The sequence below is a fragment of the Kitasatospora sp. NPDC041917 genome (genome assembly GCF_055589745.1).
Genome location: NZ_JBVJBI010000020.1, coordinates 53956 through 70902, shown reverse-complemented (window position 1 = coordinate 70902; position 16947 = coordinate 53956). Strand labels below are relative to the sequence as shown.

Here is a 16947-nt window from a genome sequence, read left to right as displayed (position 1 = left end):
TCGTTCCTACACTGAAGCCCCGCCGCACGGGGGCTGCGGGAGGCAGGTTTGCCGACGGGCCCGGGGGAGGCGCGTGTGACTGACCGGGGCTGGGACGAGGACGACGCCCGGCCGTACTTCTTCCTCTCCTACGCGCACACCCCCAAGGCCGGTGCGCGGGGCGCGAGCGACCCGAACCACTGGGTCAGGCAGTTGTACCGGGACCTCTGCGAGGCGGTGCTCCAGCTCACCACCGTCCCGGACGGGGCCGCGGTCGGCTTCATGGACGAGTCCATGCACCAGGGCGAGCTGTGGGCCGAACGGCTGTCCGACGAGTTGGCGACCTGTCGGGTGTTCGTGCCCCTGTACTCCCCGAGGTACTTCAACAGCGTTCCGTGCGGCCAGGAATGGCACGCCTTCACCCGCCGGCCGGTCTACCCGGCGAACCTCGACTCCGAGCGCACCAGCGGCATCGTCCCGGTGCTGTGGGCGCCGATGAGCCGCTACCGGCTGCCGAACGTGGCCAGTGAACTCCAGTTCAACCACGCCAGTTTCGGGCCCGAGTACGCCACCGAGGGCCTGTACGCCCTGATGAAGCTCAGCTACTTCCGCTCCTCCTACGAGCTGGCGGTGCACCGGCTGGCGGCCCGGATCGTGCAGGTCGCGGAGGAGACGGTGATCCCGGTCGGGCGGCGGCTGGGATTCAACGGCCTGCCGAGCGCGTTCAACGTCACCGCCCCGACCAAGCAGCTGCGGATCTCCGTCCTCGCCTACCACCAGAACGAGTTGCCCGCCGACCGCAGCCCCGACTACTACGGCGAGCGGCGCACCGACTGGCACCCGTACCGGCCGGTCGGCTCGCCGATCGCCCAGCACGCGGCGCGCCTCGCACGGCAGTTGGGGTTCCAGCCGACCGTGCACGAGTTCGACGAGGAGGTCGAGTCGATCATCGGGGGCAACGCCGAGGCGCCCGGCCTGCTGCTGCTCGACCGCTGGGCGCTGCGCGACCCGCGCCGGCGCGAGCTGGTCCGGCGCTTCGACCGCTCGGACGCCACCTGGGTGAGCATCCTGGAGCCGTTCAACGGCGACGACCCGGAGTGCGCCGACCGCGCCGACGAGCTGGGCGACCTGACCGACGAGACGCTGCGCATCACCCGGCGGGCGAGCCGGCCGAGCTTCCTCGGCGCGACCGGACCGACCGGGCTGCACTCCCTGGAGGACTTCGACGACGCGCTGCCCCGGGCGGCGATGAAGGCCAAGTACGCGTTCGAGGGCCGCACCCGGGCCGAACCGGAGGAACCGCCGCCGCCCCGGCCGAGCCTGCGGGACGCGTTCCGGCGCGGCGCGGGCGGGTACGGACCGGACGGATCCCCGGCGGACCCCTTCGAGGACGACCAGGGCGACGACCGCGCCGACGGAGACGGCACCGGCCGCACCACCAGCACCACCCACCGACGTCGGGACAACGGCGACGACCCGCACCGCGAGCGCGACCCGCATCGTGAGCAGGACCCGCACCGCGAGCGCGACCCGCATCGTGAGCGCGACCCGCACCGCGAGCACGACCCGTACCGCGACGACGGCGATGAACCCGATGACGGGATGGCGCCCTTGGGAGGACGAGGACCGCGATGACTGACAACCGCACCAGGAACCTCCGTCTCGGCGGGCTCACCTCCGCCGACCTGGCCGCCCAGCGGGAGGCCGAGCGGCAGGCGGCGGAACAGGACCGCAACGGCCGGATCATCACCTTCTACTCGTACAAGGGCGGCACCGGCCGCACCATGGCGCTGGCCAACACCGCCTGGATCCTGGCCGCCAACGGCTTCCGCGTGCTCACCGTGGACTGGGACCTGGAGGCGCCCGGCCTCGCCAAGTTCTTCCACCCGTTCCTCGACCCGGCCTCGCTGGCCGGGACCACCGGGATGATGGACCTGATCGCCGAGTACCGCGAGGAGGCGCTGCGCCCGGTCGAGCACGCCGAGGGCTGGCACCTGGACTTCGCCCGGGTGCACCCGCACGCGCTCTCGCTCACCTGGCCGCACTTCCCGGACGGCGGCAGCCTGGACTTCCTCTCCGCGGGCCAGTTCAACCGGGACTACTCCGAGGCCGTCACCCACCTCGACTGGGACATCTTCTACGACCGCTTCGACGGCGGGCAGTTCTTCGACGCACTCAAGGCCGACATGGCCAAGCGCTACGACTACGTGCTGATCGACTCCCGCACCGGCCTCTCCGACATCGCCGAGATCTGCACCGTCCAGATGCCCGACGACCTGGTGGTCTGCTTCACCCTCAGCGACCAGTCCATCGACGGTGCCTCGCGGATCGCCCAGCACATCCACGACCGCTACCGCGAGCGCGGGATCCGCATCCTGCCCGTCCCGATGCGCATCGACGAGGGCGAGAAGGAGAAGGCCGACGCCGGCCGCGCCCTCGCCCGGGTCCGCTTCGACGGGCTGCCGGCCGGCTTCGACGGCGAGGAACTCGCCCAGTACTGGGGCTCGGTGGAGATCCCGTACCGGCCGTTCTACGCCTATGAGGAGATCCTCGCCACCTTCGGCGACCAGACCGGCACGCCCACCTCGATGCTGGCCGCCTGCGAGCGGCTCACCTCCATGATCACCGAGGGCCGGGCGGCCGGCCTGCCACCGGTGGACGAGGAGGTGCGGCTGCGCTTCGTGGACGCGTTCACCCGCCGCCGCCCGTCCGTGCCCGCCGACCTCTACCTCTCCTACGTCCCCGAGGACCGGATGTGGGCGGACTGGATCGAGTCCGTCCTGACCAGGGCCGGCTTCCGGGTGCTGCCGCGCGACCTCAGCGCCGGCACCGACCCGCGCGAGGAGACCGAGCGCGGCATCGACTCCGCGTACCGGACGGTCGCCGTGCTCTCGCCCGCCTACCAGCGCTCCCCGCAGGCGCGGGCGCTGTGGGAGTCGGTGGTCAGCTCCGACCCCTCCGGCACCCGCCGCCAGCTGCTGCCCGTCCGGGTCGGCGACGTGCGGCTCACCGCGCCGTTCAGCAACCGCAACCCGGTCGACCTGGTCGGCCGCGACGAGACGCAGTCGATCCAGAGCCTGCTGCGCGCGCTCGGCCGCGGCGACACCCCGCTCGACGACGCGCCCAGCGGCGGCCCGCGCTTCCCCGGCAGCAAGCCCTCGGTGTGGGACGTCCCGCCGCGCAACCCCTCCTTCACCGGCCGCTCCGCCGTCCTGGAGCAGCTGCGCAACCAACTGCGCGGCGGCATGGCGGCCGTGCTGCCCACCCCGCAGACCCTGTACGGGCTCGGCGGCGTCGGCAAGACCCAGGTGGCGCTGGAGTACGCCCATCGCTTCATGTCCGACTACGACCTGGTCTGGTGGATCGACGCCGAGCAGACCGAGCTGGTCGCGCCGGCGCTGGCCGAACTCGCCCGCCGGCTGGGCCTGCGGGTCGGCGACTCGGTGACCGAGGCCGCCGAGGCGGCCAGGGAGGCGCTGCGGCGCGGCGTGCCCACCTCGCGCTGGCTGCTGATCTTCGACAACGCCGACGAGCCCGCCGAGATCCGCCGGTTCTTCCCCGGCGGCTCCGGCCACATCCTGGTCACCTCCCGCAACCAGGCCTGGACCGGGCACGCCGAGGCGCTGGAGGTCGACGTCTTCACCCGCGGCGAGAGCGTCGAGCACCTGTGCCGGCGCGCCCGCAGCCTCTCCCGCCCGGACGCCGACCGGGTCGCCGAGGCGGTCGGGGACCTGCCGCTGGCCGTCGAGGTGGCCGCCGCCTGGCTGGACACCACCGGCACCCCGGTGGAGACCTACGTCTCCCAGCTGCACGCCGAGGCCGCCCGCGCGCTGGCCGTCGGCCGCCCGGCCGACTACCCGACGCCGGTCGCCGCGACCTGGAACGTGTCGATCGGACGGCTGCGCCAGCAGTCCCCGGCGGCCGTCCGGCTGCTCCAGCTGTGCGCGTTCTTCGCGCCCGAGCCGATCTCGATGAACCTCTTCTACAGCGACCAGATGATCCGGGCGCTGGTGAAGTTCGACGCCGACCTCAGCGACAAGTTCATGCTGGGCAAGGTGATCCAGGCGATCGGCCGGTACGCGCTGGCCAAGGTCGACGCCGGCAGCAACAGCTTCCAGGTGCACCGGCTCGTCCAGGCGGTGATCCGGGCCGGGATGACCGCCGACGAGCAGGAGATCGCCGTCCACGAGGTGCACCGCATCCTCACCGGCGCCCGGCCCGTCCTCGGCGACACCGACGACCCGGCCAACTGGCCCGCCTTCGACGAGATCTGGCCGCACCTGTCGCCGTCCAAGGCGCACAACTGCGACGAGGCGGACACCCGCCAACTGCTCATCGACCGGGTCCGCTACCTGTGGAAGCGCGGCGAGCTCGACCGCGCCCGCGACCTCGGCCACGCCCTGGACGTGGAGTGGACCGGCAAGCTCGGCGAGAACGACCGGCAGACCCTGCTGCTGCGCTTCCAACTCGCCAACGTGCTGCGCTCCCAGGGCAACTACGGTGAGGCGCTGGCCCTGGACGAGGACACCCTGGAGCGCCAGCGGGGCCTGCTCGGCGAGCACCACCCGTACACCCTGATGACGGCCGGCTCGCTCGGCGCCGACCGCCGGGCGCTCGGCCGGTTCCAGGCCGCGCTCGACCTCGACCGCGAAATCCTCGACCAGTTCCGCGAGTTGTTCGGCGACGACAACCCGCGCACGCTCTCCATGGCGAACAACCTGGCGATCGACTACCGGCTGGTCGGCGACAGCGAGGCGGCCCGCGAACTCGACCAGGAGACCCTCGACCGGCGCACCGCCGTCCTCGGCCCCAAGCACCCCTACACCCTGTCCACCAAGTCCAACCTGGCCCGCGACCTGCGCGAACTCGGCGACTACCGCGGCTCGGTGGACCTGCTCCAGGAGGTCACCTCCGACCTCGGCGACGTGCTCGACCCGGACCTGCCGGAGAACCTGCGCAACGCCAAGTCGCTGGCCGTCTCGCTGCGCCGGATCGGCCAGCTCGCCGAGGCCCGCCGGATCACCAAGGAGACCTACGAGCGCTACCTGGAGCGCTACGGCGCCGACGCCCCCGACGCGCTCGCCTGCGCGCTCAACCTGGCCGCCGACCACAGCGCCTCCGGCGACAAGGAGGCCGCCCGCGACCTCTGCTCCACCGTCTTCGAGGGCCACCGGCGGCTGTTCGGCGACGAGCACCCGTTCACCCTGGCCTGCGCCAACAACCTCGGCATCTACCTGCGGGGCAGCGGCGACGTCCCGGGCGCCATCGAGCGCGGCCGGCTCACCGTCGAGGGGCTGACCCGCTCGGTCGGGCCGGAGCACCCGTACACCCTCAACGCGATGATCAACCTGGCCAACGCCTACGGCGACGACGGGCAGCTGGACCGCGCCGAGCGGCTCGGCCGGGCCGCGTACCAGGGGCTGTGCGACCGCTACAGCGCCCAGCACCCGGACGCGGTGGCCTGCGAGGCCAACCTGGCGATCACCCTGCGGTCCGGCGGGCGGCACACCCAGGCGGCCGAGCTGAGGGCACGGGCGATCTCCGAGTTGATCCGACAGGTCGGCGAGGAGCACCCCAACACGGTCTCCGCGCGGGGCTGGAAGCGGATCAACCGCGACCTGGAGCCGCAGCCGGTCTGACCGGGAAGGGGGCGGGGCGCGCACCCGAACCAGGGGCGCGCAGCCGGCGAGCGGCGCGCCGCCGGACCGGGGTGCGCCGCCGGACCGGGGGTACGCTCCCTGACCATGAGCACCCCGCCCCCGGTCCTGGTCACCCGGCGCCTCGCCCCCGGCGTCGTCGAACGGCTCACCGCGCACCACGCCGCCACCTGCCACGACTCCGACCTGGCGATGGACCGGGCCGCGCTGCTGGACGCCGTCCGCGGCCGGCGGGCCGTGATCACCACCCTGGACGACCGGGTGGACGCCGGGTTCCTCGACGCGGCCGGCCCGCGGCTGGCCGTCGTCGCCAACCACGCCGTCGGCTACCACAACGTGGACGTGGCCGCCTGCGCCGAACGCGGCGTCCTGGTCACCAACACCCCGGGCGTGCTCACCACCGCCACCGCCGACATGGCCTGGGCGCTGCTGCTGGCCGCCACCCGCCGGCTCGGCGAGGGCGAACGGCTGCTGCGCTCCGGCGCGTCCTGGGCCTGGGCGCCGAACTTCCTGCTCGGCCTGGAGCTGGCCGGCACCCCGCTGGGCGTGCTCGGCATGGGCCGGATCGGCCGGGCGGTGGCCCGCCGGGCCCGCGCCTTCGACATGCCGGTCAGCTACCACAACCGCCGCGAACTGCCGACCGGTCAGGCCGAGGGCGCCGACTGGAAGCCGCTGGAGGACCTGCTCGCCACCTCCACCGTGCTGGTCGTCACCTGCCCGTTCACCGAGGGGACCCGGCACCTGCTGGACGCCCGCCGCCTCGCCCTGCTGCCGCGCGGCGCGGTGGTGGTCAGCATGACCGCGGGCGTGGTGGACGAGGAGGCGCTGGCCGCCGCGCTGGAGTCCGGCGCGCTGTTCGCCGCCGCCGTGGACAACTTCGAGCACGAGCCGGCCGTCCCGTCCGCGCTGCTCGCCCAGGAGCGCGCGGTGCTCGCCCCGCACCTGGGCAGCGCCACCGTCCGCACCCGGCAGGCGATGGGCGGCCTGGCGGTGGACAACGTGCTGGCGGTGCTCGGCGGCTCAGCGCCCCTGACGCCGGTGGAGGTCTGAGCCCGGGCCGCCCCAGCCCGCGGCCCAGGCCAGCGCGGTGGTCATCACCCGGAACGCCCCGAAGTGCGCGGCGCCGGGCTCCAGGAACAGTTCGGCGTCCGGGATGTGGTCGGCCAGCCAGCGGGAGTGGTCGACCGGCGAGAACTGGTCGTCCGCGCCGTGCCAGAGCCAGGTCGGCACCCGGACCGACCCGACCTCGAACCCCCAGTCGGCGGTGAAGGCCAGCACGTCGTCGATCCAGCCGTCGGCGCCGTGCCGGAACGCCTCCCGGTAGTTGCTCTGGAGCATCCGCCGCAGTCCGCTGTCGGCCACCACCTCCCGGTCGGCGGCGGAGAGTTCGGTGCGCAGCCCGTTCAGCAGCCGGACCGGGTCGTCCTTGATCTGCCGGGAGCGGAACTCCATCGCGTCGGCGATCCGGCCGTGCCCGCGCTCGGCCTCCTGGTAGGCGCGGACGTTGGACGGCGTCATCCCCGCGTACCAGTCCAGGCCGGCCGCGTTGCGCGGCGCGAGGCCGACCAGCACCGCCGCCCGGCTGACCCGTCCCGGCAGCAGCGCCGCGCAGGCCAGCGCGTGCGGGCCGCCGCCGGAGCGGCCGAGCACCGCGAAGCTGTCCAGCCCGAACTCGTCCGCGATGGTCCGCACGTCCGCGGCCGCCGCGCTCACCCGGCGGCCGAACAGCCGGGTCGAGTCGCCGTAGCCCGGCCGGTCGTACGAGATCAGCCGCACGCCCAGCCGGTACAGCACGGTGCTGCGCGGGTGCGGGCCGACCCGGCTGCCGGGCATGCCGTGCAGCAGGAACACCGGACGGCCGCGCGGGTCGCCGAGGGACTCGACGGCGAGCGCGCGGTCGTCCGCCGTTTTGATCATCCGTAACGACACCTGCGGCCTCCTCAGTGCTCCGGGTCGGTTGCGTGCTCCCGGTCGGTGGTGGTGCGTACCTCCCGGCGGGCCTGCCAGGTGGTGTGCTCGCGGGAGATCGCGTCCTCGGCGTCCCGGGCCAGACGGGCCCAGATCTCCTCGGCCTCCATCGACTCCAGGTCCAGCTGGGCGAGTTGGCGCTGGATCTGCGCCAGCTCCTCGGCGGCCAGGGCGTACGCGGCGGCCAGTGGCCGGTACTGGCGCAGCTGCGCCCAGGCGGCGACCGAGGCGGCCACCGCCGAGACCGTGCCCAGCGCGTCGTAGCTGAACGCGCCGAGCGCCCGCAGCAGGGCGAGCACCAGGCCGATCGCCGGCAGCAGCACGCCCAGCACCCCGGCCCAGTGCCCGGCGCGGGCGCAGTAGCGGGCCTTGGCGCGGTACCAGTCGTGCTGCAGCTGGATCCGCTCGGCCAGGTACACCTCGCGGCGCACCGCCAGCGGCTGGCCGCGCAGGTCGTGCATGGCCGGGGTGATGTCCACTCCGGCCTCCGGGACGGCCACCGGGCTGTCCCGGAACGCGCCGAGCACCCCGGAGAGCTGGAAGCGGTACAGGCCCTCGGCGTCCGGCAGGGCGCGCGGCGGGGGCTGGTAGGCGTCGGCCCGGACGGCGTACTTCCAGGCCAGCGTCTTCACCGACTCGGCGGCGGCCCGCCCCTCGTACCAGAGGCCCTGCGGGTTCTGCCGGCTGATCACCACCGCCAGCACGATCGCGCCGAGGTAGGCGGCCGCCGCCGGCCAGGCCCAGGGCTCGCCGTCGGCCGAGCCGGTCGCCGCGGCGACCACCAGCAGGACCAGTTCCCAGGCGGAGAGCAGCACCGAGCGCCGCTGCCCGCGCAGCGACGCCGAGTCGGCGGCCCAGAAGAACTCGGGCAGCAGGTCCCGCTCACGTACCCACCCGGTCCGTCCCGCAACAGACGCCATGTTCGGCCCCCACCAGTCGCTCCGGTCGCACCGCTCTCCTGCCCCGGGGGATTCGCCGGTACGCCTGGTGACGGCCGGGGCGGCCGGATGTGGCCGGGAAGCCCCGGTGGTTGTCCGGTACTCCCCGTGTTCGGGTCGGCACCCAGCGTGCGGGAGGTGGCGAGGGCGCGCACCGGCCGGCGGATGTGCGCGGGCGACCTGCCGGTGCGGCCCGGCGGAGTGCGGGCCGGTGCGCGCGGCCGGCGGGTGCGGCACGGCGGGTGCCGCTCAGTAGGTGTAGAAGACCCGCTCGGCGTTCTCGGCCATCTGCTCGGCGTTCCACTCGGTGCCGCCCGGGACGTTGCCGGAGCGGAACAGCGGCGGCGCGGGGCACTCCCCGGCGGCCGCCCGGTCGGCCAGCCGGCCGACCGCCGAGGCGACCACGGCCTGCATCAGCGCGCTGGTCACGATGGTGGAGACCGGGCCGAAGGTGGTCTCGGCGCCCGGGTGGGTCAGCTCGCCGTCGCCGACCGCGATCTTGCTGTCCAGCACCACGTCGCAGTGGTCCTTCAGGTAGGTGCCGGTCGGGTGCGCCGAGGGCACCTCCCGCGGGTACGCCAGTGAGGTCACGCCGACCACCGTGAGGCCGCGCTCCCGGGCGTAGCGGGCCAGCTCGACCGGCATCACCTGGCGGCCGGAGAGCGAGATCACGAACAGCAGGTCCCCGGCGGTCGCCGGGGTCAGGTCCAGGGTGGCGGTGGCCAGCCCGGAGACCCGCTCCAGCGCGCTGGACAGCGGCGCGGGCATCACCGTCACCCCGGCCGTCCCGGGCACGTTCAGCAGGTTCACCGGGACCAGTCCGCCGGCCCGGTAGACCACGTCCTGGGCCGGCAGTGCGGAGTGCCCGGCACCGAAGGTGAAGACCCGGCGACCCTCGGTCATCGCCTCCGCCAGCAGCGCGGCGGCGGCCTCGATGGTGTCGGCCTCCTCTTCGCGGACCCGCTGGAGGTGGGAGATCGCGGCGTCGAAGTACCGGCCGACCAGGTCGTTCATCTGCTGCCTTCGCTCTCTGCCGGTGGGGGATTCCGGCCGGGTGGGGTGGTCCGGGTGGTCCAGACCGCCGGTGGAGAAAGCTTCGGCGAGCACGGTCGCGCCCCGGTGGCATCGTTGTCAACAGGAACAAAACGGGCCTCCGGAGCCCCGGGGCGGGCCCGGTTGTCGGTCCGGTACGTCAGAATTGGCGGTGAGGACACCGAAGAACGGAGCCAGCGGCGATGTCTGGGCTGATCGACACCACTGAGATGTACCTTCGCACCATCCTGGAGCTGGAGGAGGAGGGCATCGTCCCGATGCGTGCCCGGATCGCGGAGCGCCTGGAACAGAGCGGCCCCACCGTCAGCCAGACGGTCGGCCGGATGGAGCGCGACGGGCTGCTCCAGGTCGCCGGGGACCGCCACCTCGAACTGACCGAGGAGGGCCGTCGGCTCGCGGTGCGCGTCATGCGCAAGCACCGCATCGCCGAGTGCCTGCTCGTCGACGTGATCGGCCTGGAGTGGGAGCAGGTGCACGAGGAGGCCTGCCGCTGGGAGCACGTGATGAGCGAGACGGTCGAGCGCAAGGTGCTCGCCATGCTCGGCCACCCCACCCAGTCGCCGTACGGGAACCCGATCCCGGGCCTGGACGAGCTGGGCGACACCAAGGCGGAGGGCGAGGGCTTCGACGCCGGGCTCGTCCCGCTGGACACCGTCAAGCCGGGCGAGGCCGGGGCCGACGTGGTGGTCCGCCGGATCGGCGAGCCGATCCAGACGGACAGCGCGCTGATGAGCACCCTGCGTCGGGCCGGTGTCAGGCCGGGCTCCACGGTCAAGGTGAGCGCCGGCGTCGGCGGCGTGCTGGTCGGCACCGGGGACAACGCGGCGGAGCTGGGCAAGGACATCGCCCAGCACGTCTTCGTCGCCCAGGCCTGAGGCACCGGACGCGAACAGCCGAGCGGGCCCGCTGCTCCACGTGCAGCGGGCCCGCTCGCCTCCCCGTTCCCTCCCGTTCCCTCCCGTCCCCTCCTGTTCCCCTCCCGCTTCCCCTCCGTCGCCGCCGCCCGGCTTCCCCGTCCGAGCGCCCCTGCCGGCGTCCCCACACACCGCAATTCCTCCCCTCGGCCGATCATGGCAATCCTTGAGTGCCGTCACTCGTACGAGGGGCTTCTCCCGTTGACCAGCGGGTACACGGAAGCCTTATCCGGACATGCGTATGACGGGCCCCGTCCCCGGTGGGAGACAAGGCCCGTCACTCGCGCGCGTTGTGTCGCGCGGTGCGCACCCTCACCCGATCGGCGGAGGGCGGCCGTTCGAGGGGCCGGGCGGAACCGGCGGAACTCAGCCCACCGGCGTCGGCCGGGCGGCCCGGACGGCGCGGACCGAGGGCGTCTCGCGGGCGCAGGCGTACGCGAGCGGGCCGATCACTTCTGCGGCGTCCGGCAGCCAGCGGTTGAGCGCGGAGGGGGAGCGGGCCCACTGGGCGTACCCGAGGGAGCCGATCCGGGACGGCGGGGCGACCGTCCAGTCCCCCTCGCCCCGGGCGACCAGGTCCAGCCGGCCCGGCGGCCGGCCGAGCCGGCGGAGCATCTCCGGGAGCCTGGCCGCGGCCCCGGGCAGCACCAGGAAGTGCAGCCGCCGCCCGATCCGCCCGGACGCGGCGGGCTGGACCACCACCGGGCCGAGCTGGAGGTCCATCCGCTCCATCCGGGCGAGCGCCAGGCAGCCGGCCGTCTCCGGGACGTCCAGCACGTCGAACGAGCGCCCGGTGGGCAGCAGGATCGACGCCCGGGGCCGGTCGGTCCACCAGCTCCGCACCGCGCCGGGACCGGCGCTCGCCGTCCGCGCCCAGTCCGCGTCCAGCGGGTGGGCGCCCGGCAGTGTGCAGCGGCGGTCCCCGCAGGAGCAGCGGACACCGCCGCCGCCGTCGTCGATCAGCCAGGCGCCCGGGGCCACCTCCCAGTGGCGGTTCTCGGCGTAGCCGACGGCTTCGACGAGCAAGGGGGGTGGAGCGGCCTTCTCGTTCCGGTCCGAGGCGTCGGGGATGTCTTCCACGGGGTACTCAACTACCGTGTGTGAGGCTGGTTACGGCCCGATGGCGCCCGGTTGGGTGCATCCCGGCAATGTCACCCGTTCCGGTTAGTCGACCGAGTTGGTGGGGCCGAGGGCAGGCGCAGTGGGGGCGCACAGGAGCATTTCCCAGGGCGCAAGGGGGGTGCGGTTCGTCACCGTGGGTATCCCGCTGGCGTTGCTGATCGCTAACCTGGTGTCAGATTCCTTGGACGGTCGGACAGTCGGCAACAGATCAGCAGAATCGTCGCCCGCCGGCCGGGACCGGAGGGTGTGGGGAGGCGAAGCCCAATGGCCGCGAGACCACTCGTCGCACGACAGCCCAACGAGCGTCTGCAGCAACTGATCCAGGAGGCCAGCTGCTCCAACGCCGGCCTGGCCCGGAGGGTCAACCTCTGCGGCGCCGAGCACGGGCTGGACCTTCGGTACGACAAGACCTCCGTGGCCCGCTGGCTGCGCGGGCAGCAGCCGCGCGGGCAGGCGCCGGCCGTGATCGCCGAGGCCCTGGGCCGCAAGCTCGGGCGCAGCGTGTCGGTCGAGGAGATCGGCATGGCGGACGGCAAGAACCTGAGCTCCGGCATCGGGCTCCAGTTCGCGCCGACCATCGGTGCCGCCCTGGAGCAGGTCTGCGAACTGTGGCGCAGCGACGTCGGCCGGCGGGACTTCCTGACCGGCGCGACGGTCGCCGCCTCCGCGCTGGTGGAACCCAGCCGGGACTGGCTGATCACCCCGCCGGACCCGGTGGTGGCGCGGGCCGGCGGCCCCCGGGTCGGCCCGACCGACGTGGCCGCGATCAGGGCGACCACCACGATGCTGGTCGACCTGGACCACCGCTTCGGCAGCGGCCATGTGCGCCCGGTGGTGGTGCACTACCTCAACTCGGTGGTCTCCGGCCTGCTCGGCGGCGCCTACCGGGAGGAGACCGGTCGCCAACTCTTCGCCGCCGTGGCCCGGTTGACCGAACTGGCCGGCTACATGGCGGTGGACACCGGGCAGCCCGGCCTCGCCCAGCGCTACTACATCCAGGCGCTGCGACTGGCCCAGGCCGCCGACGACCGCGGCTACGGCGGCTACGTGCTGGCCGCCTCGATGAGCCACCTGGCGGCGACCCTCGGCAACCCGCGGGAGATCGCCCAACTCGCCCGCGCCGCCCAGGAGGGCGCCCGCTCGGTGGCCACCCCGACGGCGATGGCGATGTTCTACGCCGCCGAGGCCCGCGGTCACGCCCTGCTCGGCGACGCCCGCTCCTGCGAGACGGTGTCGGCCAGGGCCCTGGAGATGATGGAGCGCCGCCGCCCGGAGGACGACCCGGACTGGATCGCCCACTTCGACGACGCCTACCTCGCCGACGAGTTGGCCCACTGCCACCGGGACCTGGAGCAGGCCGGCCAGGCCGAGCACTACGCCCGCCGGGCGCTCGACCTGCACCCGCCGACCCGGGTCCGGCGCCGTGCGGTGGACCTCGTCCTGCTGGCCACCGCCCAGCTCCAGCAGCGGGACCTGGAACGCGCCTGCGAGACGGGCGCCCAGGCGGTCCGGTTGCTGAGCGGGCTGCGGTCCAACCGGGGCGTGGAGTACCTGGACGAGTTCCGGCGCCGGCTGGAGCCGTACCGGGAGCAGCGCGTGGTCCGGGAGTTCCACGCCCGCGCGGACGCCGAGGCGGCCTAGCGGGTGCCGGGCCGGTCTCCGTGCCCCGGGCGCGGGCCCGCCTCCGTGCCCCGGGCGCGGGCCCGCCTCCGTGCCTCGGGCCCGGGGGCGGCCCGGGCCCTGGGCGGTCGCGGATCGTCTGTGCAGGGAGCGTGACGGATGTCCCGCCCACGTGGTCACCCGGTGAGGCGAACCGGTAGCGTGGGCGCGACGTCCAAGGAACTGTGATGCTCCCAAGAACCGACGAGATGTGGTCCGCCGTCAGTGCGCGGTCCTGCACAGGTGAGGAATCGCGTTGAGTCAGCGCCGCTCGTACCCGAACTCCGGTGACTTCAACCTGGACGACCTGTTCCGCCCCGAGCCCGGTCAGCCGCAGGGGCAGTCGGGCCAGCCGCAGGCCCACTCGGCCGTGCCGCCGGTGGGACAGCCGTCCGGGCAGCCGGAGTACCTCGGCGAGGGCGCGCACGCGCTGCCGACCCAGGCGATGCCCGCGCAGCCGGTGCCGGGCCAGTCGATGCCCGGGCACTCGCTGCCGGGCCGGCCGATGCCGGGGCAGGGGGCCCCGTGGGGCGCGCCGCAGCCCGGGTACGGTGCCCCGCAGCCCGATCCGGCTCCGGAGACCCAGTACCTGCCGCCGTACCCCGCCGGCGACCCGCAGGCGGCCGGCTACCCGGCGGCGCAGGCCCAGCCCGGTTACCCGCAGCCGCAGCCCGCGTCGGGGTACCAGGCCTATCCGCCGGCCGCCCAGCCGCAGCCGGCCTACCCGGCCCAGGACCACCACCAGGGCTACGCCCCGGAGCAGGGGCAGGACTACGGCCAGGGGTACGGCCAGGGGCACGACGCGACCCGGGCGGGCGGCTCGGGACGCGGCGGACGTTCGTCCAACAAGCTGATCATCGGCGGCGTGGTGGCGGGCTGTGCGGCGGCCGGCATCCTGGTCGCCGTCCTGATGAGCGGCGGCGACGAGACCAAGGACGACAGGAAGACCACCCCGGCGGCCGCCACCGCCGGCGCCACCACCACCCCGGGGGCGCCGAGCGCGAGCGGCTCCGGCGCGGCCGTCGACCCGGAGGTCAAGGCCCAGGCGCAGCCGCTGTCGGACCTGCTGAGCACCGCGAGCGACAGCCGCAGCTCGGTGGTCTCCGCGGTCGCCTCGGTGCAGAAGTGCGACAAGCTGCCCGAGTCCCAGCAGGCGCTGACGGCCGCGGCCGGCAAGCGGCGCGAGCTCCAGAGCAAGCTCGGCCAGCTGAAGGCCGACAAGCTGCCCGGCGGTCAGCAGCTGGTCGACCAGCTCAACGCGGCCTGGACGGCCTCGGCCCAGGCCGACGACGAGTACGCGCTCTGGGCGCAGGACGCGCAGGGCTCCTGCGACGCGAAGAAGCAGGACAACCAGCACTACAAGAACGCCGTCCAGGCGAGCGGCACCGCGACCACCGCGAAGAAGCAGGCCGCCACGCTCTGGAACGCGATCGCCGCCCAGACCGGACTGCCCAACCGGAGCGACGGCGACCTCTGAGCGACGGCGGTCGACGAGGGACGGCGACGGCGGCTCCTGAACGACGCCGGCCCGTGAGCGACGGCGGCCGGTGAACGACGAGGGGGGACGGGCCGCAAAGGCCCGTCCCCCCTCTCTCGCCCCGGGCGGTCCGGGTCAGGCCGGCGGACGGCCCCCGGTGAGCGCCCAGCGGATGTCCACGAAGCCGGGCTGCTGCAGGGTCATCCGGCCGTTCTTGACCACCTGGTAGGTGACCCAGGTGTTCACCAGGCGCGGCGACCCGCCGCTGGGCAGCATGTTGGTGGTGCCCCAGTTGAGCGGCGGGGTGATCCCGACGTCGATGCCCTCCCCGCTGTCCAGCAGCGAGGAGACCGTCTTCGGGGTGACCGTCCGGCCGCCCTCCGCCAGCTTCTGCACCGCCGTCCGGAACACCTCGTACGCGACCCAGGTGGTCTGCACGCCCGGGTCGGAGACGTCGATGGGGTGCCCGCCGGTGGTGTCGGTGCGCACCACCGCGCGCAGCCCGTCCCAGATCTTCGCCGACTCCGGCGGGTACCAGCTGGTGACGTAGGCGCCGCCGAGCGGGCCGGAGTCGCCGCCGGTGGAGTCCACCACCGACTGCTGGACGCTGCCGATCACCGAGGCGATCCGGGTGTTCTTCGCGTTCAGCCGCCGGTAGGAGTCCAGCAGGTTGCCGGTCGGCTCGGCGGCCAGGGCGCTGGTGATGCAGTTGCCCGGCTCGTCCTTGCCGATCGCCTTGCGGATCACCGGGGTGTAGTCGGAGGACTGCTCGGGCGCCTTGACGTCCGTCAGCCTGATCCCGGCCGGCCGCAGGGCGGTGCCCAGGTAGCCGAGCAGGTTGTCGCCGGCCGGGGTGTCCGGGCGGACCAGGGAAACGGTCCGGCAGCCGGCGTCCACCAGCTGGCGGCCGTTGCCCGCGATCAGTGCCGGCATGCCGCCGTCCACCGGGTAGGACAGCGGGCTGGAGAACTCCGGCTGGGAGAGCCCGTAGCCGCCGATCAGCGGGATGCCGGCGCGCTCCAGCACCGGCATGAACGCCTCGCCCCACTGGCTGTAGGAGCCGATCACGGCGACCACCTTGGCGTCCACCGCCTGCTGGGCACAGGCGCGGGCACCGTCCGCGGTGTTGTGCTCGTTGCAGGTGATCACGCGCAGCCGGTGGCCGTTCACGCCGCCCTTGGCGTTGACGTCCTGGCCGATGGCGGAGGCGAGCGCCGTCATGCCCGGGCGGTCGGCGGAGCCCGTGCCGGCCGGGGCCCAGGTCATCACGGTCAGGTCGTCGCCGGTGGTCGAGGCATCGGCCGGTCCGCCGCACGCGGAGGCCGAGAAGAGGGTGGGGAGCAGGGCCGCGGCGGTGGCGGCGGCTGCGATCGGGCGGCGGCGGCGCCGCCCGATCGGGGGACGGGCCTGGAAGGAGTCCCTTCGGCTGGTCATCGCTTTTCCCTCTCTGGGGCGCACTCCGGCGCACCGGAGCAAGCCAAGCCCCGGCGTCACAAGCCGAGAGGGCAGAAATGCGAACGGATGGCGAACGGCCGCCGAAATCCGGAGTGGTACGCGTGTAGATCGCGAGTGGAGCACGAACAGACGGGGAACGTACGATCGTTCACCATGTCCGCCAGCACAGATTCTTCGTATCGGTCCGCCCGAAACCCTTCTCGTCCGGGCCACCGCTCCAGCACGATGGGCGGCATGCCGCTCAACGACCTGCCCTGGTGGCGCTGGCGAGCCCGACTGCGCTCGGCGCTGCACATGCTGTCCGACCCCGGTTTCCAGCAGGAGACCTGGCTGACCGGCCGGGAGGGGTACGGCGACGTGACCGACGCCGTCTACCGCCTCGTCGAGGACACCTGGCTGGACCGCTGGTCGGCCGAGAAGTACATCGGGACGATCCTCCGCGACTCCGCCGAGGCCGCGCTGGTGGACGTCGCGGTGCTGCGGGCCGTGCAGATGCTGCACGAGGTCGGTGCGGACGCGCCGGCCTCCGCCTACCTCGGCCACCCCGGCTGGCCGGAGACCGTCCGGGCCGCCCGCGAGGCGCACGTCGTGCTGGCCTCGGGCGACGGGGACGACCCGGACGCGTCGCCCAAGTCGCTGGACGTGCTGCGCATCCTCACCCAGCTCTGACCCGCCGGACCGCCGCCGTCCCGCAGTACGGGCAGCGGGGCGGCGGGTGTCCGGGA

The 16947-nt window shown here is 73.9% G+C and carries 12 protein-coding genes; 7 read left to right on the top strand and 5 right to left on the bottom strand.

All coding sequences use genetic code 11. The features are described 5' to 3' along the window. The first annotated feature begins 75 nt into the window (after positions 1-75). The 3 genes from ACZ6EM_RS23935 (at position 76) to ACZ6EM_RS23925 (ending at position 6686) form a co-directional block, all read left to right on the top strand. Positions 76-1614 carry a TIR-like protein FxsC gene (locus ACZ6EM_RS23935; RefSeq protein WP_465773198.1) on the top strand — a complete coding sequence of 513 codons (1539 nt, stop codon included), beginning with the start codon at positions 76-78 and terminating at the stop codon, positions 1612-1614. Beyond that, positions 1611-5618, top strand: a complete 4008-nt coding sequence (gene fxsT, locus ACZ6EM_RS23930) for an FxSxx-COOH system tetratricopeptide repeat protein (RefSeq protein ID WP_465773197.1) — start codon at positions 1611-1613, stop codon at positions 5616-5618. Before ACZ6EM_RS23935 ends, fxsT begins: the two co-directional genes overlap by 4 nt. Positions 5619-5723: 105 nt before the next feature. Next, positions 5724-6686, top strand: a complete 963-nt coding sequence (locus tag ACZ6EM_RS23925; RefSeq protein ID WP_401053074.1) for a 2-hydroxyacid dehydrogenase — start codon at positions 5724-5726, stop codon at positions 6684-6686. Here ACZ6EM_RS23925 and ACZ6EM_RS23920 read toward each other — a convergent pair. From ACZ6EM_RS23920 to ACZ6EM_RS23910, 3 genes are all read right to left on the bottom strand, one after another. Next, positions 6657-7553: an alpha/beta fold hydrolase gene (locus ACZ6EM_RS23920; RefSeq protein ID WP_359902164.1), complete on the bottom strand. Its 897-nt coding sequence runs from the start codon at positions 7551-7553 to the stop codon at positions 6657-6659. The genes ACZ6EM_RS23925 and ACZ6EM_RS23920 overlap by 30 nt on opposite strands. Before the next feature lie 23 nt (positions 7554-7576). Then, on the bottom strand, positions 7577-8524 hold the full coding sequence (locus tag ACZ6EM_RS23915) for a DUF4231 domain-containing protein (protein ID WP_465773196.1): 948 nt from the start codon (positions 8522-8524) through the stop codon (positions 7577-7579). Positions 8525-8791: 267 nt separating this feature from the next. After that, the gene (locus ACZ6EM_RS23910) at positions 8792-9556 is read right to left on the bottom strand and encodes a sugar isomerase domain-containing protein (RefSeq protein ID WP_401053080.1); all 765 of its coding nucleotides are present in this window, start codon (positions 9554-9556) and stop codon (positions 8792-8794) included. 221 nt (positions 9557-9777) lie between these two features. Between ACZ6EM_RS23910 and ACZ6EM_RS23905 the strand changes: the two genes are divergently transcribed. Then, a complete protein-coding gene (locus tag ACZ6EM_RS23905) occupies positions 9778-10470 on the top strand; it encodes a metal-dependent transcriptional regulator (RefSeq protein WP_049649967.1) in 693 nt (230 codons plus the stop codon). A 405-nt stretch (positions 10471-10875) separates the two neighbouring features. Here the strand turns inward: ACZ6EM_RS23905 and ACZ6EM_RS23900 are convergent, their stop codons facing one another. Next, positions 10876-11589: a bifunctional DNA primase/polymerase gene (locus tag ACZ6EM_RS23900; protein WP_401054684.1), complete on the bottom strand. Its 714-nt coding sequence runs from the start codon at positions 11587-11589 to the stop codon at positions 10876-10878. A gap of 306 nt (positions 11590-11895) precedes the next feature. On the opposite strand from ACZ6EM_RS23900, the gene ACZ6EM_RS23895 reads away from it, so the two are divergent. Both ACZ6EM_RS23895 and ACZ6EM_RS23890 read left to right on the top strand, forming a co-directional pair. Then, positions 11896-13272, top strand: a complete 1377-nt coding sequence (locus ACZ6EM_RS23895) for a tetratricopeptide repeat protein (RefSeq protein WP_359902173.1) — start codon at positions 11896-11898, stop codon at positions 13270-13272. Positions 13273-13546: 274 nt separating this feature from the next. Then, positions 13547-14767, top strand: a complete 1221-nt coding sequence (locus ACZ6EM_RS23890; protein WP_465773195.1) for a hypothetical protein — start codon at positions 13547-13549, stop codon at positions 14765-14767. A 135-nt stretch (positions 14768-14902) separates the two neighbouring features. Here ACZ6EM_RS23890 and ACZ6EM_RS23885 read toward each other — a convergent pair whose 3' ends face one another. Then, positions 14903-16201, bottom strand: coding sequence for an ABC transporter substrate-binding protein (locus ACZ6EM_RS23885; RefSeq protein WP_401052862.1), 1299 nt, complete (start codon positions 16199-16201; stop codon positions 14903-14905). A gap of 255 nt (positions 16202-16456) precedes the next feature. Here ACZ6EM_RS23885 and ACZ6EM_RS23880 point away from each other — a divergent pair, with 255 nt between their 5' ends. Next, on the top strand, positions 16457-16891 hold the full coding sequence (locus ACZ6EM_RS23880) for an SCO4402 family protein (RefSeq protein ID WP_452179021.1): 435 nt from the start codon (positions 16457-16459) through the stop codon (positions 16889-16891). Positions 16892-16947 lie beyond the last annotated feature (56 nt).